The organism is Acinetobacter sp. V115_6 (assembly GCF_031799025.1).
In the GTDB taxonomy this organism is placed as follows: Bacteria; Pseudomonadota; Gammaproteobacteria; order Pseudomonadales; family Moraxellaceae; genus Acinetobacter; species Acinetobacter pittii.
The window spans coordinates 153,317-175,934 of record NZ_JAVQNO010000017.1; the positions used below are offsets into that span (position 1 = coordinate 153,317).

The 22,618-nt window shown below is 39.3% G+C and carries 23 protein-coding genes; 11 read left to right on the top strand and 12 right to left on the bottom strand.

The window, feature by feature from the left end; translation table 11 throughout:
• Positions 1-111: 111 nt before the first annotated feature.
• Positions 112-633, bottom strand: coding sequence for a disulfide bond formation protein B (locus tag RMA94_RS05435; RefSeq protein ID WP_311082152.1), 522 nt, complete (start codon positions 631-633; stop codon positions 112-114).
• Between the two features lie 16 nt (positions 634-649).
• Positions 650-2,227 carry a glutamate--cysteine ligase gene (gene gshA, locus RMA94_RS05440; protein WP_311082154.1) on the bottom strand — a complete coding sequence of 526 codons (1,578 nt, stop codon included), beginning with the start codon at positions 2,225-2,227 and terminating at the stop codon, positions 650-652.
• A gap of 168 nt (positions 2,228-2,395) precedes the next feature.
• Here gshA and RMA94_RS05445 point away from each other — a divergent pair, with 168 nt between their 5' ends.
• The 5 genes from RMA94_RS05445 to RMA94_RS05465 all read left to right on the top strand — a co-directional run bounded on the left by RMA94_RS05445 (position 2,396) and on the right by RMA94_RS05465 (position 7,539).
• Complete coding sequence (locus RMA94_RS05445) at positions 2,396-2,935, top strand: DUF924 family protein (protein WP_311082155.1); 540 nt, start codon at positions 2,396-2,398, stop codon at positions 2,933-2,935.
• A 59-nt stretch (positions 2,936-2,994) separates the two neighbouring features.
• Complete coding sequence (locus RMA94_RS05450) at positions 2,995-3,558, top strand: CC0125/CC1285 family lipoprotein (RefSeq protein WP_311082156.1); 564 nt, start codon at positions 2,995-2,997, stop codon at positions 3,556-3,558.
• Positions 3,559-3,571: 13 nt separating this feature from the next.
• Positions 3,572-4,882, top strand: a complete 1,311-nt coding sequence (locus tag RMA94_RS05455) for a DUF445 domain-containing protein (protein ID WP_017402856.1) — start codon at positions 3,572-3,574, stop codon at positions 4,880-4,882.
• A gap of 28 nt (positions 4,883-4,910) precedes the next feature.
• Positions 4,911-6,065, top strand: a complete 1,155-nt coding sequence (locus RMA94_RS05460) for a pyridoxal phosphate-dependent aminotransferase (RefSeq protein ID WP_238514338.1) — start codon at positions 4,911-4,913, stop codon at positions 6,063-6,065.
• A gap of 106 nt (positions 6,066-6,171) precedes the next feature.
• Positions 6,172-7,539: an MATE family efflux transporter gene (locus RMA94_RS05465; protein WP_032005022.1), complete on the top strand. Its 1,368-nt coding sequence runs from the start codon at positions 6,172-6,174 to the stop codon at positions 7,537-7,539.
• Between the two features lie 58 nt (positions 7,540-7,597).
• On the opposite strand, the gene RMA94_RS05470 is transcribed toward RMA94_RS05465, so the two are convergent.
• Complete coding sequence (locus tag RMA94_RS05470; protein ID WP_002121857.1) at positions 7,598-8,431, bottom strand: SDR family oxidoreductase; 834 nt, start codon at positions 8,429-8,431, stop codon at positions 7,598-7,600.
• 210 nt (positions 8,432-8,641) lie between these two features.
• Here RMA94_RS05470 and RMA94_RS05475 point away from each other — a divergent pair, with 210 nt between their 5' ends.
• The 3 genes from RMA94_RS05475 to phoR all read left to right on the top strand — a co-directional run bounded on the left by RMA94_RS05475 (position 8,642) and on the right by phoR (position 11,646).
• Positions 8,642-9,313 carry a TetR/AcrR family transcriptional regulator gene (locus RMA94_RS05475; RefSeq protein WP_000224580.1) on the top strand — a complete coding sequence of 224 codons (672 nt, stop codon included), beginning with the start codon at positions 8,642-8,644 and terminating at the stop codon, positions 9,311-9,313.
• A 254-nt stretch (positions 9,314-9,567) separates the two neighbouring features.
• Complete coding sequence (gene phoB, locus RMA94_RS05480) at positions 9,568-10,278, top strand: phosphate regulon transcriptional regulator PhoB (RefSeq protein ID WP_000650776.1); 711 nt, start codon at positions 9,568-9,570, stop codon at positions 10,276-10,278.
• Between the two features lie 9 nt (positions 10,279-10,287).
• Entirely contained in the window at positions 10,288-11,646 is a 1,359-nt protein-coding gene (phoR, locus tag RMA94_RS05485) for a phosphate regulon sensor histidine kinase PhoR (protein WP_311082157.1), read from the top strand.
• A gap of 68 nt (positions 11,647-11,714) precedes the next feature.
• On the opposite strand, the gene RMA94_RS05490 is transcribed toward phoR, so the two are convergent.
• Positions 11,715-12,911, bottom strand: coding sequence for an alpha/beta fold hydrolase (locus RMA94_RS05490; protein ID WP_068530701.1), 1,197 nt, complete (start codon positions 12,909-12,911; stop codon positions 11,715-11,717).
• A gap of 241 nt (positions 12,912-13,152) precedes the next feature.
• Between RMA94_RS05490 and RMA94_RS05495 the strand changes: the two genes are divergently transcribed.
• Positions 13,153-13,911, top strand: a complete 759-nt coding sequence (locus RMA94_RS05495; protein ID WP_311082158.1) for an AcfC family putative adhesin — start codon at positions 13,153-13,155, stop codon at positions 13,909-13,911.
• A gap of 71 nt (positions 13,912-13,982) precedes the next feature.
• Here RMA94_RS05495 and RMA94_RS05500 read toward each other — a convergent pair whose 3' ends face one another.
• The 5 genes from RMA94_RS05500 to pncB form a co-directional block, all read right to left on the bottom strand.
• Entirely contained in the window at positions 13,983-14,402 is a 420-nt protein-coding gene (locus RMA94_RS05500; protein ID WP_017387600.1) for a hypothetical protein, read from the bottom strand.
• 130 nt (positions 14,403-14,532) lie between these two features.
• Positions 14,533-15,753, bottom strand: a complete 1,221-nt coding sequence (locus RMA94_RS05505; protein WP_069036310.1) for an acetamidase/formamidase family protein — start codon at positions 15,751-15,753, stop codon at positions 14,533-14,535.
• A 429-nt stretch (positions 15,754-16,182) separates the two neighbouring features.
• On the bottom strand, positions 16,183-17,034 hold the full coding sequence (gene asd, locus RMA94_RS05510) for an archaetidylserine decarboxylase (RefSeq protein ID WP_311082159.1): 852 nt from the start codon (positions 17,032-17,034) through the stop codon (positions 16,183-16,185).
• Complete coding sequence (locus RMA94_RS05515; RefSeq protein ID WP_238516927.1) at positions 17,031-17,879, bottom strand: sulfurtransferase; 849 nt, start codon at positions 17,877-17,879, stop codon at positions 17,031-17,033. Before RMA94_RS05515 ends, asd begins: the two co-directional genes overlap by 4 nt.
• A gap of 148 nt (positions 17,880-18,027) precedes the next feature.
• Positions 18,028-19,242, bottom strand: a complete 1,215-nt coding sequence (gene pncB, locus RMA94_RS05520; RefSeq protein WP_005078724.1) for a nicotinate phosphoribosyltransferase — start codon at positions 19,240-19,242, stop codon at positions 18,028-18,030.
• Positions 19,243-19,410: 168 nt separating this feature from the next.
• On the opposite strand from pncB, the gene dtd reads away from it, so the two are divergent.
• Positions 19,411-19,854 (top strand): D-aminoacyl-tRNA deacylase, encoded by a 444-nt coding sequence (gene dtd / locus RMA94_RS05525; RefSeq protein WP_032005029.1) that lies wholly within the window; start codon positions 19,411-19,413, stop codon positions 19,852-19,854.
• Positions 19,855-19,898: 44 nt separating this feature from the next.
• Here the strand turns inward: dtd and RMA94_RS05530 are convergent, their stop codons facing one another.
• Positions 19,899-20,378 carry a hypothetical protein gene (locus tag RMA94_RS05530; protein ID WP_002119134.1) on the bottom strand — a complete coding sequence of 160 codons (480 nt, stop codon included), beginning with the start codon at positions 20,376-20,378 and terminating at the stop codon, positions 19,899-19,901.
• Between the two features lie 251 nt (positions 20,379-20,629).
• On the bottom strand, positions 20,630-20,965 hold the full coding sequence (aciT, locus tag RMA94_RS05535; protein ID WP_057069120.1) for a ciprofloxacin tolerance protein AciT: 336 nt from the start codon (positions 20,963-20,965) through the stop codon (positions 20,630-20,632).
• Positions 20,966-21,078: 113 nt separating this feature from the next.
• On the opposite strand from aciT, the gene RMA94_RS05540 reads away from it, so the two are divergent.
• Complete coding sequence (locus tag RMA94_RS05540) at positions 21,079-21,351, top strand: hypothetical protein (protein ID WP_025465982.1); 273 nt, start codon at positions 21,079-21,081, stop codon at positions 21,349-21,351.
• A gap of 23 nt (positions 21,352-21,374) precedes the next feature.
• Here RMA94_RS05540 and serB read toward each other — a convergent pair whose 3' ends face one another.
• Positions 21,375-22,598, bottom strand: a complete 1,224-nt coding sequence (gene serB, locus RMA94_RS05545) for a phosphoserine phosphatase SerB (RefSeq protein WP_057069122.1) — start codon at positions 22,596-22,598, stop codon at positions 21,375-21,377.
• Positions 22,599-22,618 lie beyond the last annotated feature (20 nt).

A 22,618-nucleotide genomic window follows, 5' to 3' on the forward strand; every position in this document is an offset into this window, starting at 1 on the left:
CAGAACTATCTGTCTACATGATTATGCTTTTTTTTAATTCGTTTTTTTATATTTTGACCTATTCCCAAGCAATAAAAAGCCCAACATAGTGTTGGGCTTTTTTATAGAGCTTTAAGCTCTTTTTTTGGTTGTCTTAAATACTGGATAAAAACGGAATAACTGCCATACACAAACCAATAATAGTAAGAGGAAATAAACCAATGACCAAACTGGTAAAGATTGACCTAAAAAGGTCCAATCAATTGCTGCACATTCACCTGAACCCGACAATACTTCTTGTAAAACCGTTTTCATTGGTAAGGCATCAATTAAATAATTTAAACCGGGGCCACAGCTTGGTACTTGATCTGGTGGTAAATGTTGCAACCAGACATGACGCCCTGCCACACCCACTGACCATAAAATTGCAATGCCTGCTAAAAATGCATAAAAACGTTTAACCGCATTGGAAACTGGGTTATGCAAAAAGGCTATGAGTGCTACAAGGCCCATCGCCATTAAGCCAACACGTTGAAAAATACAGAGCGGACATGGCTCTAAACCTTTTACATGTTCCAGATACAACGCAAAAGACATGCCGACTATACTTGCTAAAACAAGTAGTCCACTCACCAAACGGTAACTTAATCGCATGTAAAACCTCGTTTTATTATCGATATTGTTCAAGATACTGATCAAAACTGATCTTGGTATCTTGCTCAAGTTTTTCTTGCTGCTGTAAAGATTGCGCAGCCAACTGTTCAAAATGTTTCAAAGTTTCCACACTAAGCTCATGCTGTTCATAACTTTCAGCATGTAACTGAGCCATGTGGCTACCAAAACTCCAAGTTCCACCATGCTTTAACGTATCGTTAATGACATGGGCAGATAAAGTTTCATCAACTTCATCAATTCGTGCTTGCATGACCGCCAAAGCTGAACCATACAAGTCCGTTGCATAGGTCTGATCGAGTAGCTGTGCACAATCTTGCATTTTTGCAATATATAAACGTGCCCAATCTTCGATGTGATATGACCCTGTTAAATCTGTAATGGTTGCGTTTGGCGCTCGACCTCGGTTGACCACCTCTGTCTGATTTTTCTCAACCAAGTCTTGCTCAGAACATAACAAGTCTGGGCTATCACTTAACAGACAATAAAGTGCTAACACTTCAAGAAAGCCTGCTGTCGTTTCATCAACGCCAATTGCCGAGTATGGATTTACATCTACAGCACGTAACTCAACATAGCCCACGCCTCGATTTTTTAAAGCTTGAGACGGTGTTTCACCTGCTTGAGGCACCTGTTTTGGACGTACTAGACTGTAATATTCATTCTCAATCTGCAAAACATGATCATTAATTTGCAATGGCTCACCAGATGCATCATTTAACCCTAAACGGCTAAATGGTGGGTAAGGAGAATGAACGGCTTTTTGTAAACCATCCAGATAGCCAGACAAATTGTTGTAATGAATACCTAAGCTTTTTTGTGCTGAGTTTTGATAGCCCAATCGCCCCATACGGAGTGCTGTAGCATACGGTAAATAGTATGAACCTTTGATTAAAGGCAACAAATGATGTTTGTGTCCGGTCAAGAAACAACGACAGACTGTTGGGCTTGCGCCCACCAAGAACATGACCAATGGTGTTAAACGAATAAAATTACGAATAAGGCCAAAATAACGATGGCTACGGTAATCCTGCAAACTTAATGATTTTAATTGTTCGTCAGTTTCATGAGCTTGTAGCTCAGCAAAAAGGGTATCTGGGAAAGATAAGTTGTAATGCACCCCTGAAATGGTCTGCATACGACGACCATATCGAATTCCTAACCCACGGCGATATAGTGTTTTAAAACGGCCAATATTAGAAGTGCCATATTGCGCTAGACGAATGCGTTCTTCATTGTCGTCTAACATACATGGCATAGACAGCGGCCAGAGTTTTTCACCATTTTCTAAATGACGATGTACAACCGCATGAATATCGGTGAGCTCATGCAGAGCTTCTTCAATTGTTGGCTTAGGTGAGGTAATAAACTCCATCAACGCTTCTGAATAATCAGTCGTAATTTTTGGATGTGTTAAAGCTGAACCTAATGCTTTCGGATGTAACTCTTGTGATAAGAACCCATTACTTTGCATACGTAGGCTTTCACGCTCTATTCCACGTAACATGCCTTGTAGTAGCGACGAATCCACCCAAGCAGGAATAACTGATTGAGATGGTGTAGTGGGTTGACTCATGCATTTGCTCGCTTATTAAAGATCACTATATACAAAATCGTGAGATGATACGGTTACTTATATAATCACATCATTCCAGTTTGGCAATTTTTATCACAATCTTGTTATTTAAGACACGAAAGAATTGTGATTTTATTGAAGAATAATTGCTAAAGAGTTGTCAATATCATGAACGAACAAGACATTTTAAACTTCTGGTTTTCTCCTGAACACCGTTCACTTTGGTTTGCAAAAAGTGATGATTTTGACAAAAAAATCCGTGAAAATTTTTCTGATGTTCATCGACAGGCAACTCAAGCAGAACTCTGGTCTTGGCGAAAAACAGCAGAAGGTCGTTTGGCAGAGATTATTGTACTAGACCAGTTTTCTCGCAACATCTATCGTGATCAGCCCCAATCTTTTGCCTATGACAGCTTGGCATTAGCTTTGGCACAAGAAGCAATTAGTTTGCAACTCGATGCACAGCTTAATCCAGAGCAACGCTCTTTTTTATATATGCCGTTTATGCATAGTGAATCAAAATTGATCCATGAATTTGCCTTGAAACTATTTCAACGTCTTGGCAATGAAATTAACTTAAGCTTTGAGAAAAAGCATAAAGTCATTATTGATCGATTTGGACGCTATCCTCATCGCAATACCATTCTTGGACGTGTTTCTACTCCAGGGGAAACCGAATTTTTATTAGAACCGAACAGTAGTTTTTAAAGCTTATTAATTTTTAATGCTGAGTCATCTTTGTTTTAATGCTCAGCTGGGAGTTCACCATGAAATATCTCTCTCTTTGTTTAGCATTAGGCGCTGCCTTAACTTTAACTGCTTGTGCGACGACTCCAAGTAAACCAAAAACCTTTGATCAACTTGGCCAGTTTTCCGCATACCCTTTAAATGCGCAAACGTTTCGTATTAGTTTCCAAGCCGATCCGAATATGAGTTACGGTGCAGCTGAAGAAATCACTTTGGTAAAATCAGCACAAACGACCGTGCAAAAAGGTTTCCGCTTTTTTAAAGTACTGAATGACCCAAGTAACCAAAGTCAGAAACCACCACGTCAGGCTGTGGTTTATCCATCTGCGCCGAGCTTTTATCCTTATGGCTATGGTCGTCGCTATCCGGGTTTCTGGCATGATCCGTTCTATGATTTCCCACAAGTGGTCAATATCGATCCTGTTCAAGTGTCGTATACTATTGAATGTTATCGGGATCAAAAGCAGGCTCCTCAAGACGCTTTTGATGCAAGCTTGATCTTGAAATCACTCGGACAAAAATATGGATTGAGTCCGACAGGAGAGCTGTTGCCACCGCCCGAGCTTCCAGTAAAACAAAAATGAATAGGATAAATTTATGAGCATGGCAGAAGAAGTTCACCACGTGCCCAGTCTTAAACGTAGTAAATATTTTGCTACCCTAGCGCTGATCATCGTCGTTGTGCTGTGGATTGCACTGATGGTAGCCGACCGTTTTCTGCCAGAGTACACAGGTTTTATTCATATTTTAATGCTAGGGGCCGAAGCAGGTGTAGTTGGTGGTCTAGCCGATTGGTACGCGATTACAGTTCTGTTTCGGAACCCTTTTGGTAAGTTACCGATTCCTAAGTTTTTACGGGACCATACCGAGATTATTCCGCGCAATAAGGCACGTATTGCAGAGTCAATGGGCCGTTTTGTACAGGAAAATTTTCTTTCGCCTCAAGTGGTCGAAAGAAGCTTAGAAAAAACTGACTTAAGCCTCGCAATTGGTCAATGGTTGGCAAGTCCGCAAAACAATACGCAAGTGGTGCAGCTCATTCAGCAAACTGTACCGAAAATTTTTGAATTTGTGAGCCAAGAGCAAATTGCTAATTTCGTACAAAACAACAGCGTGCAATGGGTACGTAATACCCAAGTCAACAAACTCGCCAGTGAAATGCTACGTGCAGTCTTGGAAAATGATTTCCACCAAGATGTTTTACAACGTGGTCTAGATATTGCCCATGAGTGGGTGGTACAAAACCCAGATAAAACCCGTGAACTAACCAGAAAAATGTTTAAAGCGTTAGGTGTATGGTCTCTTGCAAGAGGCGCAAGCTGGATTGGTATTGATGTTCAACAACGTACCATCGACTCATTGGTTGAAAAAGTAGAATCGATGCTGGCCGACCATGAACACCCATGGCGACAAGAAATTGAAACGATTGCACATACACTCATGCTAGAGCTAGCGAAACCCGATAGTGTTGCCAGTCAACGCCTTAACAGCGGTAAAGATGCGCTCCTTGATAGTCCTCAAGTTCTAAATTTTATTAGTGGTGCTGTCACCATTTTGTGTGATGCCATTAAAGAAGATTTAATGAAAGAAGACTCTGGCATTGCAATGAACCTGCGAGCTGCGATTCAGCAGTTGGGTGAAAATCTCGTTCAAAATGTAAAAGTACGTGAAGTTCTCAACAAAGAAATGACAGGACTTGCCATGAATTTTACGGATCAATATAGCCATAAAATCATACGCTATGTGAGTGAACGCATTCATGAATGGGATTCACGTGAAATGATCGGGAAAATTGAAAATGAAGTCGGTGGCGACTTGCACATGATCCGAGTAAATGGTGTTGTAGTGGGTGCATTTATTGGTTTGACACTTGGTGTAATTCGGGCAGTGATTGAATCAATTTTATAACTTTAAATATTTTTAATAAGAGAACAATATGCTTCAGCTACAGTCAAAATTGGCCACTCAAGGCGTGACTATTTTTAGTACCATGACGGCACTGGCACATCGTCTAGGTGCACTAAACCTGTCACAAGGATTTCCAGATTTTCCGGCGCCACAAGCCTTACTTGAAGCCTTATCTCAAGCGACTTTAGCTGGACATAATCAGTACCCGCCTGGCGATGGTATTCTCGGTTTACGGGAGCAACTCGCTTTACAATTTCAGCAACGTGATCAAATTCAACTTGATCCGGTTACTCAAATCACGATTACTCCTGGCGCAACCATTGCAATTTTTTGTGCCATACAAGCCTGCATCAATGCAGGTGATGAAGTCATTATTTTTGACCCAAGTTATGATAGCTATGGCCCTTCTGTCGAGTTAGCAGGCGGTAAAGCTGTTCATATTGCGTTGCAAGCACCTGACTTTAAGGTGAACTGGCAACAAGTTAAAGATTTGATTAATGACAAAACCCGTATGATTGTGGTGAATACGCCCCATAATCCAACCGGTACGATCTGGGCAAAACAAGACTGGTTAGAACTCATTGAACTGATTCAAGATAAAAATATTCTGGTTTTATCCGATGAGGTCTATGAACACTTAGTTTTTGATGGTCAACAACACTTTAGCGCATTGCATTTTCCAGAGCTCAGAGAGCGTAGTTTTGTGATTGGTTCTTTTGGAAAAACCTTTCATGTGACGGGATGGAAAACGGGTTACTGCGTCGCTTCACCTGAGCTAATGCGTTTATTCCGCCAGATTTATCAATATGCGAATTTCTGTGGCACGACTCCTTGTCAGATTGCGCTAGCGCAATATATGGAGCAACATCCAGAACATATTCAAGAACTTTCTCAGTTTTACCAAACGAAAAGAGATCGATTTAATCAGGCAATTCACAATAGCCGTTTTTTACTAAAACCATCTCAAGGTACTTATTTCCAAAATCTTGATTATAGTCAAATTAGACCTGACTTAAACGATGTGGAAATGTGCCAGTTTCTTGCCGAGCAACACAAGATTGTGGCAATTCCAGTTTCGGTTTTCTACCAGCAAGCCCCTGAGTCTTTACGCTTGATTCGATTCTGCTTTGCTAAAAATGATGAGACTCTGCAAAAAGCAGGAGAAATTTTAAATCAATGTTAATAAATTTAGCCACTTAGCACTGTAAAAATACTACAAGTCATTCGCTCCAACTATGCTAAGTTGAATATCCGCCCAGCTCAACAAAGAGATGGGCGATGGAGAACACATGCCACCAAGACAGTCCTTAATTCAACAGCAAAATCTATGGAAAACATTTTTTGTTTTCTTGCTACCTTTGATTGCTACCAATATTTTGCAGAACTTGTCAGGAACTATTAACACCATCTTTGTTGGTCAAATGATGGGAGTTGATGCGATTGCTGCCGTCTCGGTTTTTTTTCCTATTTTGTTTTTGCTCCTCGCTTTTATTATCGGGATTTCAACGGGTACTACTGTTTTAGTAGGGCAAGCATGGGGCGCGCAAAATATAGAAAAAGTCCAAAGTGTAGTTGGTTCTACCCTGTTTATGACCATCATTGGTGGAATTATTACCGCGATTATCGGTGTGTTTTTCGCCCATGATATTTTGGAGCTTTTAGGTACAGATCCCAAGGTAATGCATCTTTCTTTGCCTTATGTGCAATGGATGCTGGCAGGTAGTCCACTTCTGTTCGTTTATATTATCTATACCTCAATTTTACGTGGTGTGGGAGACAGTACGACCCCTTTACTGGCCCTTGCTTTAACCAGTGTAATTGGTTTAGTGATTACCCCAATATTACTTAAAGGTTATTTTGGCTTACCTGCTCTTGGGATTATTGCTCCAGCAATCGCAACGATCACGGGTTATGTGGCTATTTTGATTTTTCTCGCGATTTATCTAAATAAGAAAAATCATCCACTTCGCCCGAATCGTCAGCTTCTGCAACATATTCGTCATAATCCAGAACTGAGCAAAATCATTTTACGCTTAGGCGTCCCAACGGGTATTCAAATGATTACGACCTCAATGGCGGGTTTAGTTATTGTTGGGTTGGTTAACCATTATGGTTCACACGCTACAGCAGCGTATGGTGCAGTGAATCAGGTGCTCAACTACATTCAGTTTCCAGCAATTTCGATCTCCATCGCAGCCTCAATTTTTGCAGCGCAAGCGATTGGTGCGGGTAAATCAGATCTATTAGCGCGAGTAACCCGTACGGCTCTGGGAATGAACTTTTTATTTACAGGTGCCTTAATTGCACTTGGTTATCTATTTTCAAAATATTTAATGGCTTTGTTTATTACCGACCCAACTGTGGTGGTGTTAGGTCAACAGCTTTTATTTATTGTACTTTGGGCGATTTTATTCTTTGGCGCAGGTGCCATTTTTGCCTCTATCATGCGTGCGAGCGGTACCGTGACTGTTCCAATGTTGATTAACATCTCTGCCATTTTATTTATTGAAATTCCATGTGCTTATTGGTTTAGCTCAATGTGGGGCCTTAAAGGCATTTGGGTTGCGTATGCCCTGGCATTTGTGAGTTTATGTATTATTCAAGGCTTGTATTATCAATTTATCTGGAAGAAAAAGACGATCAAAGTTCTTATTTAGAACCATCCAAGCCATATAAAAAAAAGCCATCATTTGATGGCTTTTTTTAATTTAAATCTTATTTCATCCATTTGGTCACAACGGTTGAAGCGCGTTGATATCCTGTTGGGAACAAACGCTGCAATGCATCAAGAAATTTTGCATCACTACCAATCAATAAACGGCGTTTATTTTTCAAAACAGCATCCAAGATTTGACGAGCCGCTTCTTCTGGTGGAGTACGTAGGAACTTATCAAAGTTTTGAATCGATTTAGCTGGGTCCATACCTAAAGTACTCAAGCTATCACTCATTTTTGCAGCTTTAGCAATATTGGTGCGAATTCCCCCCGGATGTACGCATAAAGAACTCACACCACTTTTTTCAATATCTAACTCTTGGCGTAATGATTCGGTAAAGCCACGCACAGCAAATTTAGTTGCGTTATAGCCAGATTGAGTGGGTTGAGCAGTCAGACCAAATAAGCTCGAGATGTTAATAATGTGCCCATCTTGAGTTTGCTTAATGAACGGTAAAAATTCTTTAGTCCCGTAAACCACGCCCCAGAAGTTAATCCCAACAATCCACTCTAAATCTTCGTAGGTCGCGCCTTCGACAGTCGAACCTAACGCAACACCAGCATTGTTAAAAATTAGGTTAACAGAGCCGTGATCTTGCACAGTTTCTTGCGCCCACTGCTTTACCGCTTCACGGTCAGACACATCAAGCTTTTTGGTGGTAACAGTAATATTGCTGTACGGCTTTAAAAGCTCGACAGTTTGTTGTAATCCTTTTTCATTAATATCACTCAACGAAAGATGGCAGCCCTGTTTTGCCAAAAGAATTGCTAACTGTTGCCCAATGCCAGAACCCGCGCCCGTAATTGCAGCGACTTTGTTTTTAAAATTTTTCATTGTCCATCCTTTGTTTTTCGATTTGCACAATCGGTTCATTGCATGTGCACTTTAGACACCTTCAATATAATTTTGACAATACACATTGTCAATATAGTACACTGTAATTTCAGATAGAATGGCACAATTATGCAGAGGGCTTTATCATAGTGAGTATATTTGGCCAAAACCTATAAATTAGGAAACCATTCTTTAGGAAACAATTTATTTATGGCGACTAACGACTCAACCAGTAAAAAGAAAACAAAAAGTGTGAGTAAAGAACGTCAGTTCAAAGGGTTATCTCTATCTGAACGTAAAGAGGCACGCCGTGAAAAACTGATTGAAGCGGGTATTGCAACCTACGGAACCCTTGGTTTTTTTTCAGTGACGGTAAAAGATGTCTGCCAAGAAGCTAAACTCACCGAACGTTATTTTTATGAATCATTTAAAAAGAGTGAAGATTTATTCCAAACCATCTTTTTAAAAATGATTGAAGAATTACAGCAAAATCTGATGCAAGCCGTGATTAAAGCTGCACCCGATCCAGAAAAAATGGTCGATGCGGGTTTAAGAGCATTACTGACGACATTAAAAGACGATCCAAGATTAGCTCGTATTGTCTATGTCGACGCAGTTTTGGTACAAGAGTTACATAATCAGGCCACCATTCAAGAAACACTTGCGCAATTTGATCGCATGATTCAAGCCTTCGTTATGCTGACCATGCCGCAAATTCAACACCATGAAAATGAACTCTCTTTAATCGCAACAGGTTTGAATGGATATGTCACTCAAATTGCAATTCGTTGGGTGATGGGAGGATTTGAGCAGTCTCTTGAGCAGGTTTTAACTGCATGCCGTATCGTTTTTTTATCTTTATTAGCTCAAGTTTCAAAATAATATTAAAGTTTTTTGACAGCCAAAAATGTGAAAAAATAGCTAAGCAATTAAGGTGATAACCTATTGAATGATTTTAGAAATTTTGAGGCTGAGATGTCATAATTTGGTCATACCTTTGCCTTAGTTTTGTCACAAATTATTGCTAAATTCATTTTTATAGACTTTTCTGCAATGAAATTGTCATAATTAATCTTTGTAATAAGCCTGTCATAACTACAAAACGGTTCACCGTTAAATCTATAGGATATTGCGTTGTGAAAGATGACTATATTTTAATTGTCGATGATGAGCTTCCTATTCGTGAAATGATCCATACTTCTTTGGACATGGCAGGCTTTCAGTGTTTACAGGCAGAAGATGCCAAACAGGCTCATCAAATTATCGTCGACCAACGTCCGGCGCTTATCTTGCTTGATTGGATGTTACCTGGAGGCGTAAGCGGTGTCGATTTATGTCGCCGCTTAAAACGCGATGAGAACCTAGCAGAAATTCCAGTGATTATGCTGACCGCTCGCGGAGAAGAAGACCATAAAGTACAAGGTCTTGATGCGGGTGCAGATGATTACATGACGAAGCCTTTCTCAACACGTGAACTGGTTTCACGTATTAAGGCAGTTCTGCGCCGCGCGAATGCATTAAGTGGTGAAAAAACAATTGATGCCAATGGTTTAATTCTTGATCCTGTAAGCCAACGTGTTAGCTTTGGCAACAGCATTTTAGATATGGGCCCAACTGAATATCGCTTACTTGCGTTTTTTATGACCCATCCAGAACGTGCATATACGCGTGCCCAGTTGCTCGATCAGGTATGGGGCGGTAATGTATATATTGAAGACCGCACTATCGATGTGCATATCCGTCGTTTGCGTAAAGTGTTAGAACCTTTTGGTGTTGACCGATTTGTTCAGACTGTACGTGGAACTGGCTACCGTTTCTCAACACGTGCAGATTTAGCCGCAGGTTAACCAAGATTTATGTATGAACCTTACCCCGTCCCTGAACAGGTACGTGAACAAAAGCTTTCTCGATACAGTAGTTTATGGACGTTTGCCAAACAAGATTTACGGCTTTTATTATTTTTTCTAATTATTGCCGGTTTAGTCGGTTTCGGTATTGGGTATTTCTGGAGCTGTATTTTTATCGCCTTCGTGGTGTTTTTTACACTCCAATTGCGTTCTTTATATCTGGTCAATGACTGGATTGCGAATAAACCTTATGACGTGCCTCCAAACCTTAATGGGATTTGGGGGGCATTGTTATTTAATGTTTACCGTGCTCAGCGTCAGGAAAGAATAGTTCAGGCCGAAATGGTCGGTTTAATTGACCGTGCACAGTCATCTTTGGTGGCGCTTGCTGAAGCGGTGGTACTCATTGATGATCAACATCAAATCGAGTGGTGGAACCCTGCTGCCGAACGTTTGTTAGGAATCAGCCCTCTCGATCGTGGCCGAAACCTCTTAACGATTTTACGTCAGCCGACCTTTATTGAATATTTTAACAATATTGATCAGGCACCTGATGGAATTAAGCTTCACTCAAATTTTGATGATGACCGTTATGTGCAGGTTAAACTCACACGATTTGGTGGAGAAAGTCGCTTATTGGTGGCTTACGACGTTACGCGTATGCACAACCTTGAGCAAATGCGTAAAGACTTCGTCGATAATATTTCTCATGAACTTCGTACACCATTAACTGTACTGAGTGGTTATATCGAGACATTTACCGATCAAGAAGATATTAGTCCGCGCTGGAAACGTGCCTTTGATCAGATGCAGTCACAAACCAAGCGTATGAATGCTTTGGTGAATGATTTACTGCTGTTATCGAATTTAGAAAATAATAAAAAAATTGCAAAGAATCAGATTATTGAAATGCCGAGTTTAATGAGTCAACTCTTTGATGATGCTCAGGCCTACAATGCCGATTATGGACACACGCTCAATTTACACATTGATAGCCACTGTGACCTAATTGGTTCTGACATGGAAATTGCCAGTGCATTTAGTAACTTAATTACGAATGCTATCAAGTACACGCCAAAAGGTGGAACCATTACCATTGGCTGGCATGATGACGGTGAACATGCATACTTTAGTGTGCAAGACACAGGCATCGGAATTAACCCTAAACATTTGCCACGACTGACTGAACGCTTCTATCGTGTTGATAGCGACCGTAGTCGTCAAACAGGTGGAACAGGTTTAGGCTTGGCAATTGTAAAACACGTGCTGATGCAACACGGCGCTTATTTAGATGTGCAGTCTAAAGAAAACGAAGGATCAACATTTACCGCAGTTTTTCCAAAAGAAAGACTATATAACATGACCTAAATTTGCCCCTCTCACATTTAAAAAGCCGACTCATGAAAAGTCGGCTTTTTTGTATTATTTAAACCAATTTACTTAAAATTCGAGCAATACGATTTTGTCTGATTTTTCTCTATGACATTTAAAAAGTGAGTGGCAAAAATATTACTTTGACGCAGTGCATCACGGTGATCTCCACCATCAATCGTTTGATAAATAGTTGGTTTTTTTAATTTACATAGCTGCTGATAATAAGCAGATGTTCCTCTAGGGTCGACTAAATGATCTTTAGAACCCTGAACAATCATTAACGGTACGGTAGGCACCATATTTTCAATAGACTGCTGTTTTAAATAAGCCAAAAGAGGTTTTAAATCTGCGTTAGGGCGAAATATGCTAGAAGGAGACTTCTTCAAATCAGATTGAAGTTCAGATAAACAGCGGCTACGTGCTTGAGTTAGCACCGTATTCATTTCTGGACTGACTAAATTTTCAGGAACAATGCTTGGTTCTGCTGCTTGTGCTCCCAATAACACAATTGGGAAAAAAGCAGCCACACTAGGTTCTGGGTTCGGATTACTCTGCACATATTCTGCAATGCCTTCATATTGATAGCCGCCTGGCGCAAGAGCGATTGCCCCTTTTAAATCTAGTTCGGGAGCATCTTTTTGACCATAAGCCGCCACTGTAATAGCAGCAGCCCCGCCTTGACTATGCCCCATCACCAACCACTGTTTATTGAAATCTTTTGGCTTAAGCATATGTAATGCACGCACTGCATCAACCACTGTATGCAGTTGGCTCTTTGCATTCATATAGGGATGTGCACCTAATGTGCCTAAGCCTTGATAGTCGGGTGCGACAACTGCATAGCCACGTGCAAGCCAACCATCTAAAGCTTTGGAAGCAACTTCTTGATATGAGTGAACTGGTCCACCCACATAGTCGCCCGAAGGTGCACAAGTATCAGCAACTCCAGTCGTACCATGCGCCCAAGCAAGTATCGGCCAGCCATTTTTGGGTGGCGTTCCTTTTGGTAATAAAATAAAAGCCGATGCAACAATAGGTTCGCCCTGAATACCTCGACTACGATAATTTACTAATAAGCGCTGACCGGCATGAGGAAATAAATCCGTCACAGCTTGCTGTTCTAGCGACAATATTGAACCCGGTTTTTCGCTCACAATTTGCTTACCCAAATCTGTAATTGGAGCAGCCATAGCAGAACCGGATGCCAAACAAATACTGCTAAATAAAATTTTTAAGAAAGAATTACTTTTTCTAATCAAGGGATTACTCCTCTATTATTTACATTACATCTATTTAAATAATTAATTTATAAAATATAAATTACCATAGAATCTTCTATATTTATATTCAACTCAAAATAATTTACATTTATATATTCTCTTAAAATCTCATTAAAATATATTTTAAAGGAATGTATTATAAATATCGTTGCAAAAATTAATCCAATTTTAATAATAAAAAATATATGCTGATATTTTCTTAATTACGATAGCGATTAAAATGCCAAAACAAAAATTTATACCCTACCTGATTTTTCTTATTCTCGGTTCTCTATCTATCCATAGTTTTGCAGATGTACAAGTATATGGTCCGGGTGGGCCAGCACCTGCTATGAAAGAAGCCGCCAAACAATTCACCAATAAGACAGGAATAGCAGTTCATGTGACTTCTGGTCCTACTACTCAATGGTCTGAAAAGGCGAAACTAGATGGAGATGTTATCTATAGTGGTTCCGAAGCCATGATGTCTGATTTCGAAAATACATTTTCTGAGCAAATTATAAAAGACTCGATAGAACCTTTATATTTACGCCCCGCAGCGATTTTAGTGAGAAAAGGAAATCCTAAAAATATTAAAGGATTTAAAGACCTCGCTAAATCTGGCGTTAAGGTTTTAGTTACACATGGTGCAGGTCAAGTTGGTATGTGGGAAGATATCGCTGGCAGAACTGGAAATATTCAATTAACAAAAGCTTTTCGAAAGAATATTGTTACCTATGCAGCCAACACAGGTATTGCCAAGAAAAACTGGGAAGAAAATAGCAGCTATGATGCTTGGTTAGTCTTTAATATTTGGGGAATCAGTAACCCGGACGTTGGACAAATTATCCCTATCGAACCAGAGCTAGTTGTCTATCGTGACACAGGTGTAGCCTTGACTAAACATAGTTTAAAAGATGCCGAGGCTAAACGTTTTGTATATTTTCTATCTTCACAACAAGGCAATACTATTTTCAAAAAATATGGTTGGACTAAATAATTAAAAAGGGAGCCAAGCTCCCTTTTATTTTTTAAAATTATTCACTCTAGTTCACCTAGAATATATTCGTTTCAAATTAAATATACGCCTGCGGCATATAAAGCACCGAGTATTAAGCAAAAGGCTGAGCTGACGTACCAAAATAAATCACTATTACCAACAAATTTTGACTTTAACCATGGAAAAGCAAAACCACGGATAAGAAAAACCGCTGCAACAAGCGACAAAATAATTTTGGTAAAAGGTAATATCTGTATTCCCTTTGCTGCAAAGAAGGCATATGTAGCACATACTGTTAGAATTAATCCCACAGTTATAGCTGTAAAATTAGGATACCAGTGTCCTCTTTCAACCATCTGGACAATACTTTTCCCCGCCCCTAAAAACCGAAAACCATTTGCTCCCCAGAACACACAAACAAAATGAAGTAATGCGGCACAGAATGTTAATAGTGCAGCCAGATATAGTAGAACGTTCGGAAGTGATTGCATTAGATTTTATACTAATCAATATATGTGATATTTATTATACTTAATTATAAAATATAGAAAACTTATAAATAGTTAAAATAAAATTAACTTGGTATTTAATATTTTAAATACCAAGCTTGGGTCATCTCAATTATTTACTCTCAAACTCTTTAAAATCAGCTTTTCTAATTTTTGCATGAATACCTTTGGTTTTATCTACTACTTGTGAAACTTCAAAATCAGTCGCGGCACTTAAATAGGCATACGCTGTCGCTTCATCAATACCGTATTCTTGGTTTAAGAAACGAATGGCTTCACGTGTAGATTTCTTCATCGCTTCATCAAGATCTTCATCAAGTCCCGGTGTAATCCAAAACTCAGCATTTTCAGCTAAAGGTTGTTTTAGCTCTTTGCCCGGTATTTTGTCCTTACCTGTTTTGAGTAAGGTAAATTTCAGTGTGGCGCGGGCTGAAGCTTCTAGTGCCGTTAATGCCACTTCCCCATCGCCTTGCGCGAAATGACTATCACCCGTATAGAATAATGCACCTTTAACCTGAACAGGATAATACGCAGTTGAACCTGCACCTAGTTCATTAATATCAATATTTCCGCCATACATTGCAGGTGGTACAGAGTGAACAGGCTCAGACGTATTGGCTGCTACCCCCATAATTCCCATAAAAGGATAGAGCGGAAAACGTATTGATTTACCAGATTCTGTTTTTAATACACCTTCGTATTCACCTTTAGCATTTTTTTCGATTGGGGTGAAAATCGATACATTTCCATAACGTTCAGGATGCTCAGCCGATGCATTTTCTTGCTTTGCTTTTTTAGGAAACTCCCCTACTAAAGCACCTTTACCATGTCGATTTGAAATCACACCGTAAGGAACACGTGGCTCAACTTTAAGTACTTCAACTTTCAGAATATCACCGGGCTGTGCGCCTTCAATTGCAACAGGGCCTGTCACAATATGCGGCCCATCTTTATGAAAATCATGCTTTAAATTTGATTGCGTAATTGTTTTTGCATCTTCCAATATTTGATTAGAATTTACACCCTTAGATTTAAAGAACTTTTCAGCATTACGCCCTTGGTCTTCAAGCAAACCTTCATGAGAAACCGTATCAAATGTTACGACACTACCCGACGGAACAGTAAGCACGGGTTTAGCATCTCGATTTGGTAAATAGCCCCATGTAATGGTATTTAAAGTAGATGGAACATAATAATTACCTTTATATTCCCCAGTTTGAAGTTGAGTAGGTTGTTTTGAAATTTGATTTAAAACTTTAAAATCATTGGCATGAGTGAGTGAAATACAAAGTACAGATAAAACTGAAGCTGTCAGACATTTAACTTTTAACATGATTTCAGAACCTAAAAAAATATGAAAATTACAGTAAGGTCCTGAATAGTTAGCAAGCATTGTGCCAAGGCTAAAGTTGTGTAATATCTAAAAAGCGCTTCATGCTTATAAAAAAACTAAATAAATTTTTTAGATTTAATAACTTATCTTCAAATAAAATTAAAACCTCGACTTAAGTCTAACTTAAATATTTCATTCTATTTTTATTTATTAATTTTTAATCATATTAATATTTTTGCTCTTTTCAGATACATATTTATACACTAGCTTATATAACGTACTCATTTAGATCACTTAATAATAATTATATTTCCATATAATATAAATCCAAACATAATTATATATTTTAGGTTTATATAATTTAAATCAAAAAAAACCCTGAATAATTAAAGTCAGGGTTTACTTGTTTTTAGGGAGCAATATAACGGACTAAATGGTATGTCCCATGCGCTCGCCCATTACAACTACAGACTCAGCTTTAAAACGTTGTTCCCATTCGATCTTATCTTTTTCAAATAAAATAACGGCTGTAGAACCTAAATAAAAACGTCCAAGCTCAGCACCTTTCTCTAGCTTTAACTGATGATGTTGTAATTCGATACGGCCTGAAGGTTTTACCTTGCCTGTTGCCACAGTTTCAATACCAGCAACAATCATTGCACCTACTAGAACAACAGCCATACGGCCAAGTTCAGTATCGAACAAACACACCATACGTTCATTACGAGCAAATAATCCCGGTACATTTTCAGCAGTGACCTGATTTACCGAAAATAGCTCGCCTGGCACATATAACGTTTCTGTTAATGTCCCTGCAAACGGCATATGAACACGGTGGTAATCACGCGGTGATAAATAAACTGTCGCGAACTCACCGTCTTGGAATGGTTGAGCAAGTTGTGGATCGCCAATTAATTTCTCTACAGAGAAACTTTGACCTTTTGCTTGAAATACTTCACCCGCAGTGATCTTACCAATTTGGGAAATTGCGCCATCTGCTGGGGACACGATGCTATCTGCATTTTCGTCAATCAGACGTACACCTTCTTTTAATGCACGGGTAAAAAAGTCATTAAAAGATTTATATTTCAGAGCATTGCCTTGTTCAGCAATCGATAAATCAATCCCATATTTGGTTTTAAATGCATGAATAACAGCGTTTTTCACAACTGGATTTTCACTCGCAGCAACTTTACCTACCACACGGCTCAATTGATGCTGTGGTACAAGGTTTTGTGCCTTAATAAATAATTCTTTTTTTAATCGAGATGTGAAACTCACGACGGTGATTCTCCAGTAATAATAGGACTATCGAGGCGATTGCCCCATTCACTCCACGCACCATCATAGGCTTTTGCTTCCCAGCCCAAGAGTCTAGCCAGAATATAGGCCAAACCGGAACGGTGATGTGACTGGCAGTACACAACTACAGGTTGTTGTAAATCGAACCCAAGTTGTTCAAGGCGCTGCCGCGTGCGTTCAAGCGGATGCAATTTTAGATGATTTTGACGATTAAGTGCAGTACTCCATTCAAAATGGAGGGCATTTGGAATGTGACCGCCGCGTCGCGCTGCTAAACGGACACCACTATATTCATCACTCGTCCGGCAATCCCACAGTTGCACACTTTCTTGCTCAACTTGTTTGCGTAGCTCTTCATAGTTCACACGGAACTGAGCGGCATGTGATAAATCAATTTGAATTAAGTCCGTAACAGGAGAAATTTTTTCAACTTCTGCTGTAGTTGGTAAGCCTGCACCTAACCATGCATGAATACCCCCGTTAATTAAACTGGTACGGGTGAATCCTAAGCAATGCAAATTCCAGATTAAACGTCCAGCCCATGCTCCACCTTCATCGTCATAGACCACAACATGATGATTCGGTGAAATATTCAATTTCTCAATTAGTGCTTGTAAACCTGCTTCATCTGGCAAAATGCCAGTGGCTTCTTCGTGTTGAGACACTAACCATTTTGGTTGTAAATGAATAGCATGCGGAATATGAAGTTGCTCATAAACAGATGCACGGCTCAAATCTACAATACGAATATATTCGTTGCCTAGATAAGGCACTAATTCTTCTGCTTCTATTAATAAATCGAGTTTAAAATTCGGGAGTGTCATCGTCATGGTTTCTTTTTATACCAGCTTATTTTCAATCTTAGCATAAGCATATATCTAACAAACTCTGATTTTCTGCTACGCTTTAGCAGAAAATCAGATATCAGCATTCTCACTTTTAAAAATAAAAAATAGCGAGACTACTTTTTACTTAAACCACTTCTTCAAGTTCTTCGATTTCAAAAACCTGACGTAAATAGGCCAAGAAAGTATCGTTGTCAGTCATGGTTTTACCCGGACTATCAGAGATCTTCGCAACTGACTGACCATTACATTCAACCAGTTTCAACACAATATTCAGTGGCTTTTGCCCCATATCGTTAGTCAAATTAGTTCCAATACCGAAACTCACTTGAAAACGATCTTTAAAGTATTGATGCAACTCCCATGCCTTTGGCAAATTAAGACCATCGCTAAAGGTCAACATTTTAGTTTTGGTATCAATTTTTAATTTACGATAGTGCGCATAAGCCTTATCACCCCATTCATACGGGTCGCCACTATCATGACGTAATCCATCAAATAGTTTGGCAAAATACAGGTCAAAGTCGCGTAAGAAAGCATCCATCCCTACCACATCAGTTAGGGCAATTCCCAAATCTCCACGGTACTCTTGTACCCACGTTTCTAAAGCAGCTTTTTGGAAATCACGCAAACGTACATCAAGTGCCTGAAACGCTTGTAGGAATTCATGTGCCATGGTCCCGATCGGTGTAATGTTAAGCTCTTTAGCCAGCAACACATTACTTGTACCACGGAACACATTGGGTACAGTTTTATGAAAAGCTGCCACGACATGTTTTTGCCAAGCAAAGCTATAACGACGACGTGTACCGAAATCAGAAACTAAAAACGGTGGATCGTTTGGCTGTTGAGATTTTTCATATTGCTGAATCAAATCGAGCTTTGCTTGTAAACGGCGTTCGCCTTCGGCCCAAACTTGATCTGTTTTGATACGGCTAAAATACAACTCGTTTACAATGGCTAGGACAAAAATCTCGAACATCATCGCCTGAACCATCGGTCCTTCAATATGAATATCTAATCGGCCTTCTGCATCAATACTAGCCTGAATAAAACGACGTTTGAGTTGGAATAATTCTAAGTAATCGACAAAGTCGCTTTTAATAAATCGTAATTTTCTTAAATATTGTAGCTCGTCTTCTTTATATTTGAGATTACATAAATGGTCGAGTTGCTCGTTTAAGTCATCCAAAATATCCACTAATGGATAGACTGTATCTTCTAAGTTTCTGCAACGAAAATGATAGACACTATGTGTTTGCGGGAATTTATGTAGAACCACTTGTAGCATCGTAAATTTGTACAAGTCTGTATCTAGTAAAGAATGGATAATTGGAGACATAGTCAATGATTATTCGCTTGCTTCTTAGCATTAAAGCATACTTTTATGGATGAATTACGAGGTTTTATACCATTGTTGCAGTTCCATGAAATTTCCTTTTAAAAATCATTTAATTTAAATTCTGCTAAACTACGTTAATTCAATTAATTATAGAAATTTGCTTTAACTATGCGCGCTTTAATACAACGAGTTCTTGAAGCCAAAGTGGTTGTAGACGGTGAAACTACAGGCGAAATCCAACACGGCCTACTGGTGTTTTTAGGCATTGGCCGAGATGATACTTTGGCTATTGGCCAAAAGCTTATTGATAAAATTTTGAAATATCGAATTTTTGATGATGAACAAGGCAAAATGGGCTGGAATGTATCTCAAGCAAATGGTGGAATCTTGCTTGTGTCACAATTTACCTTAATGGCACAAACACAGAAAGGTTTGCGTCCAGACTTTGGTCCTGCCATGCCACCTAGCGACGCAAAAGCGTTATACGAGCAATTGGTTGAATATGCGCATTCTCAATTTGAAAAAGTTCAAACCGGAATTTTTGCTGCGGATATGAAAGTTCATTTGATTAATGATGGTCCGGTGACATTCAATCTAGAAGTAGAAGCATAGATATAAAAAAACTCCCAAAATGGGAGTTTTTTTATATTTGGATATTAACGTCCAGTTTTCTCTTTAATAAAAGCACGTGCCTGACGTACTTTATCTTTTACTGGTTTTGGTAACTTAGGCGGAATGAGCTTAGCAACTTGGTTGAACCATACCAATAGGCTGAAGTCACCTTCCATTTTAATGCTGCCATCTTGCATACCCGTCATAAATGCTGTTGGGTCACCTTTGATCAAAGTTTTTACACCTTGCTCACTGTCTGCAAATTGCAAAATAAAATCAGCTTTTTCAGGTGCGCCTGCAACAGTATCAATCTGACCATTATTAATAATGATCTGACGTGCAACACCTAAATCTGTACCGATCTGAATACGGAATGCGCGGTCATGAATCAGTTCAATAAACTTAGGGCTAGTACGCGCCAACTGCTTCATACGCAGCACTAAACCTGCTACCAACAAATCTAATGGGTCTGTACTGACATCAACAAGAGGTAACTTGACTACAGGTATGGAAGAAAGTTTCATGAACATTCACGCCTATTGTATTTTTATGAAAACTTTAGAGCAAAACTTAGCAAGGACATACCATTGCCTGTGTTTTATGCATCAATTGATATTTTTTAGCTGGCAACGCAATCTAGATGAAACGTCAACAGACCCATCTATCGTAGCATAACTGGCTATTTTTTAATAAATGCTTTGTATAATAAAAATCACGTTTCGTAAATGAAAAAGGCATGCTGTGCATACCTTTTTACCGTTAGATAACAATTTAATTATCGGCTAGAACATTGCTGCTGATCATCTTCATATACTGGCGTGTGTTCTATATATTGGCGATTTGCCAATGCCTTTTGTGCTTGTTTATCCTCACGTAACAAAATAAATGTAACCATTACCATCGCTAGACTTAATGCAGTTAAATAACTATATGTGACTGGCATTTCAAAAGTGACTTGAACTCCAAAACGGACCACTTCCAATAGCCCCCAAAAGAACATCCCTGCAAGCATAAAACCAAGCCAACGACGGTAAGGAGAAAAGAAAACAGCAACAAGCGCGACAGCAATTAAGCTGAATCCGGCGATAGCGGCAAAACTCGCTGTTACCATAGAAACCTCCGTCTTAATGAAAACGTCTAAAAACATTCGGTCTTTAATACCCGACCTCATTCCAAAAACAACTTTAATTCATGATTTGTGTTGAAGCTTACGATGCATTATGGATGTTTTTTTTTAGAAAAAAAGACCCGTTTTTTCTTAATGCGACATACTTTGTCGCAACATTCTTTTGTCATTACATTTTTGTAAAATTCAAAAAGTTCGATTCCCTATATGGCATCAATTCTGGCGTGTCATTACAAAAAAATATGCTGTTTTTAAGGACCAAAATAAGTTTTTTTCAGATTTTTTTATTGCCTTTTTTCTGTGCAAAATTTTGTCATAACTTGCTTGTTTTTATGACTATTCTGCATAAAAAAAGCGCTACTCTGAAGTAGCGCTTAAAGCTTATCCATATAGGTTAAGCACGATTTAAATCTTTATCATGCATACCGAGTAAATAAAGCACACCATCTAAACCAACACTTGAAATCGCTTGATTTGCATTTTGGCGTACTAATGGTTTTGCACGATAAGCGACGCCTAAACCTGCAATCGCAAGCATCGGTAAATCGTTTGCACCATCGCCTACGGCCATCGCTTGCTCTAAAGAAATTCCCATCTTATTTGCAAGTTCGCGTAATAACTCAGCTTTACGGGCACCATCAACAATTGCACCTTTTACTTCGCCTGTTACGAAGCCGTCTTGCACATCTAAAATGTTAGCGTGAACTTCATCAATACCGAGTTTGCCTTGTAAATATTCAGCAAAATACTGGAATCCACCAGATAAAATTGCCGTTTTATAACCAAGTGCCTTTAAGGTCGAGATAAGACGCTCTGCACCTTCTGTAATGGTTAAACGCTCTGCAATTTTAGGTAAAACAGCAGCATCAAGCCCTTTTAATAATGCAACACGTGCACGGAAGCTTTGCTGGAAATCAAGCTCACCTTGCATCGCTCTTTCAGTAATTTCAGCAACTTGTGCGCCTACCCCTGCTTCAATCGCCAACTCATCAATCACTTCTTGTTCAATTAATGTTGAGTCCATATCGAAACACACCAAACGGCGATTACGGCGATAAGCGTTGTCTTCTTGAACAGCAACATCGATATTTAGTTCGCTTGAAAGAAGCAAACATGCAGCACGCATGGCTTGTGCATCTAAAGTTGGGCCGCTGCTTAAACCAAACTGTACACAGGCACGACGTGGGAATGCACTATCTCTTTCGAAGTCTACACGACCTGATAAACGCGTTACTGTTTCGATGTTAAAGCCTTGGCTAGACACAATTTTTGTAACTGCTTGTAAGTGTGCCGCAGTGAGTTCTGGGGCTAAAGCCGTGACGATATAACGAGTACGTCCGCCTTCACTTACCCATTGATCGTATTCTGCGCCCGTGATTGGTTTAAAGCGCACTGTTAAGCCAATATCATGTGCTAAAATCAGAATCTCTTTCATTGCCAATGCGGTCGCAGTTTCATTATCAGAAGCGACCACAATGCCTAATGTAAGTTGATTATGAATAACAGCCTGACCTACATCCAGTATTTGCAATGAATGTACGGATAGTACTTGCATTAATCGGGTAAACTGGTTTGGTTGGTCCGGTCCTAAAAAGGATATAAGAATGATTTCTCGCATGAATTGACTCTAGTCTGAGT

What these genes read in the sequence shown, in the direction of transcription:
- RMA94_RS05435 (WP_311082152.1), bottom strand. Translation starts at nt 633, where the DNA reads ATGCGATTAAGTTACCGTTTGGTGAGTGGACTACTTGTTTTAGCAAGT.
- gshA (WP_311082154.1), bottom strand. Translation starts at nt 2,227, where the DNA reads ATGAGTCAACCCACTACACCATCTCAATCAGTTATTCCTGCTTGGGTG.
- RMA94_RS05445 (WP_311082155.1), top strand. Translation starts at nt 2,396, where the DNA reads ATGAACGAACAAGACATTTTAAACTTCTGGTTTTCTCCTGAACACCGT.
- RMA94_RS05450 (WP_311082156.1), top strand. Translation starts at nt 2,995, where the DNA reads ATGAAATATCTCTCTCTTTGTTTAGCATTAGGCGCTGCCTTAACTTTA.
- RMA94_RS05455 (WP_017402856.1), top strand. Translation starts at nt 3,572, where the DNA reads ATGAGCATGGCAGAAGAAGTTCACCACGTGCCCAGTCTTAAACGTAGT.
- RMA94_RS05460 (WP_238514338.1), top strand. Translation starts at nt 4,911, where the DNA reads ATGCTTCAGCTACAGTCAAAATTGGCCACTCAAGGCGTGACTATTTTT.
- RMA94_RS05465 (WP_032005022.1), top strand. Translation starts at nt 6,172, where the DNA reads ATGCCACCAAGACAGTCCTTAATTCAACAGCAAAATCTATGGAAAACA.
- RMA94_RS05470 (WP_002121857.1), bottom strand. Translation starts at nt 8,431, where the DNA reads ATGAAAAATTTTAAAAACAAAGTCGCTGCAATTACGGGCGCGGGTTCT.
- RMA94_RS05475 (WP_000224580.1), top strand. Translation starts at nt 8,642, where the DNA reads ATGGCGACTAACGACTCAACCAGTAAAAAGAAAACAAAAAGTGTGAGT.
- phoR (WP_311082157.1), top strand. Translation starts at nt 10,288, where the DNA reads ATGTATGAACCTTACCCCGTCCCTGAACAGGTACGTGAACAAAAGCTT.
- RMA94_RS05495 (WP_311082158.1), top strand. Translation starts at nt 13,153, where the DNA reads ATGCCAAAACAAAAATTTATACCCTACCTGATTTTTCTTATTCTCGGT.
- RMA94_RS05500 (WP_017387600.1), bottom strand. Translation starts at nt 14,402, where the DNA reads ATGCAATCACTTCCGAACGTTCTACTATATCTGGCTGCACTATTAACA.
- RMA94_RS05505 (WP_069036310.1), bottom strand. Translation starts at nt 15,753, where the DNA reads ATGTTAAAAGTTAAATGTCTGACAGCTTCAGTTTTATCTGTACTTTGT.
- RMA94_RS05515 (WP_238516927.1), bottom strand. Translation starts at nt 17,879, where the DNA reads ATGACACTCCCGAATTTTAAACTCGATTTATTAATAGAAGCAGAAGAA.
- pncB (WP_005078724.1), bottom strand. Translation starts at nt 19,242, where the DNA reads ATGTCTCCAATTATCCATTCTTTACTAGATACAGACTTGTACAAATTT.
- dtd (WP_032005029.1), top strand. Translation starts at nt 19,411, where the DNA reads ATGCGCGCTTTAATACAACGAGTTCTTGAAGCCAAAGTGGTTGTAGAC.
- RMA94_RS05530 (WP_002119134.1), bottom strand. Translation starts at nt 20,378, where the DNA reads ATGAAACTTTCTTCCATACCTGTAGTCAAGTTACCTCTTGTTGATGTC.
- aciT (WP_057069120.1), bottom strand. Translation starts at nt 20,965, where the DNA reads ATGGTAACAGCGAGTTTTGCCGCTATCGCCGGATTCAGCTTAATTGCT.
- RMA94_RS05540 (WP_025465982.1), top strand. Translation starts at nt 21,079, where the DNA reads ATGTTTTTTTTTAGAAAAAAAGACCCGTTTTTTCTTAATGCGACATAC.
- serB (WP_057069122.1), bottom strand. Translation starts at nt 22,598, where the DNA reads ATGCGAGAAATCATTCTTATATCCTTTTTAGGACCGGACCAACCAAAC.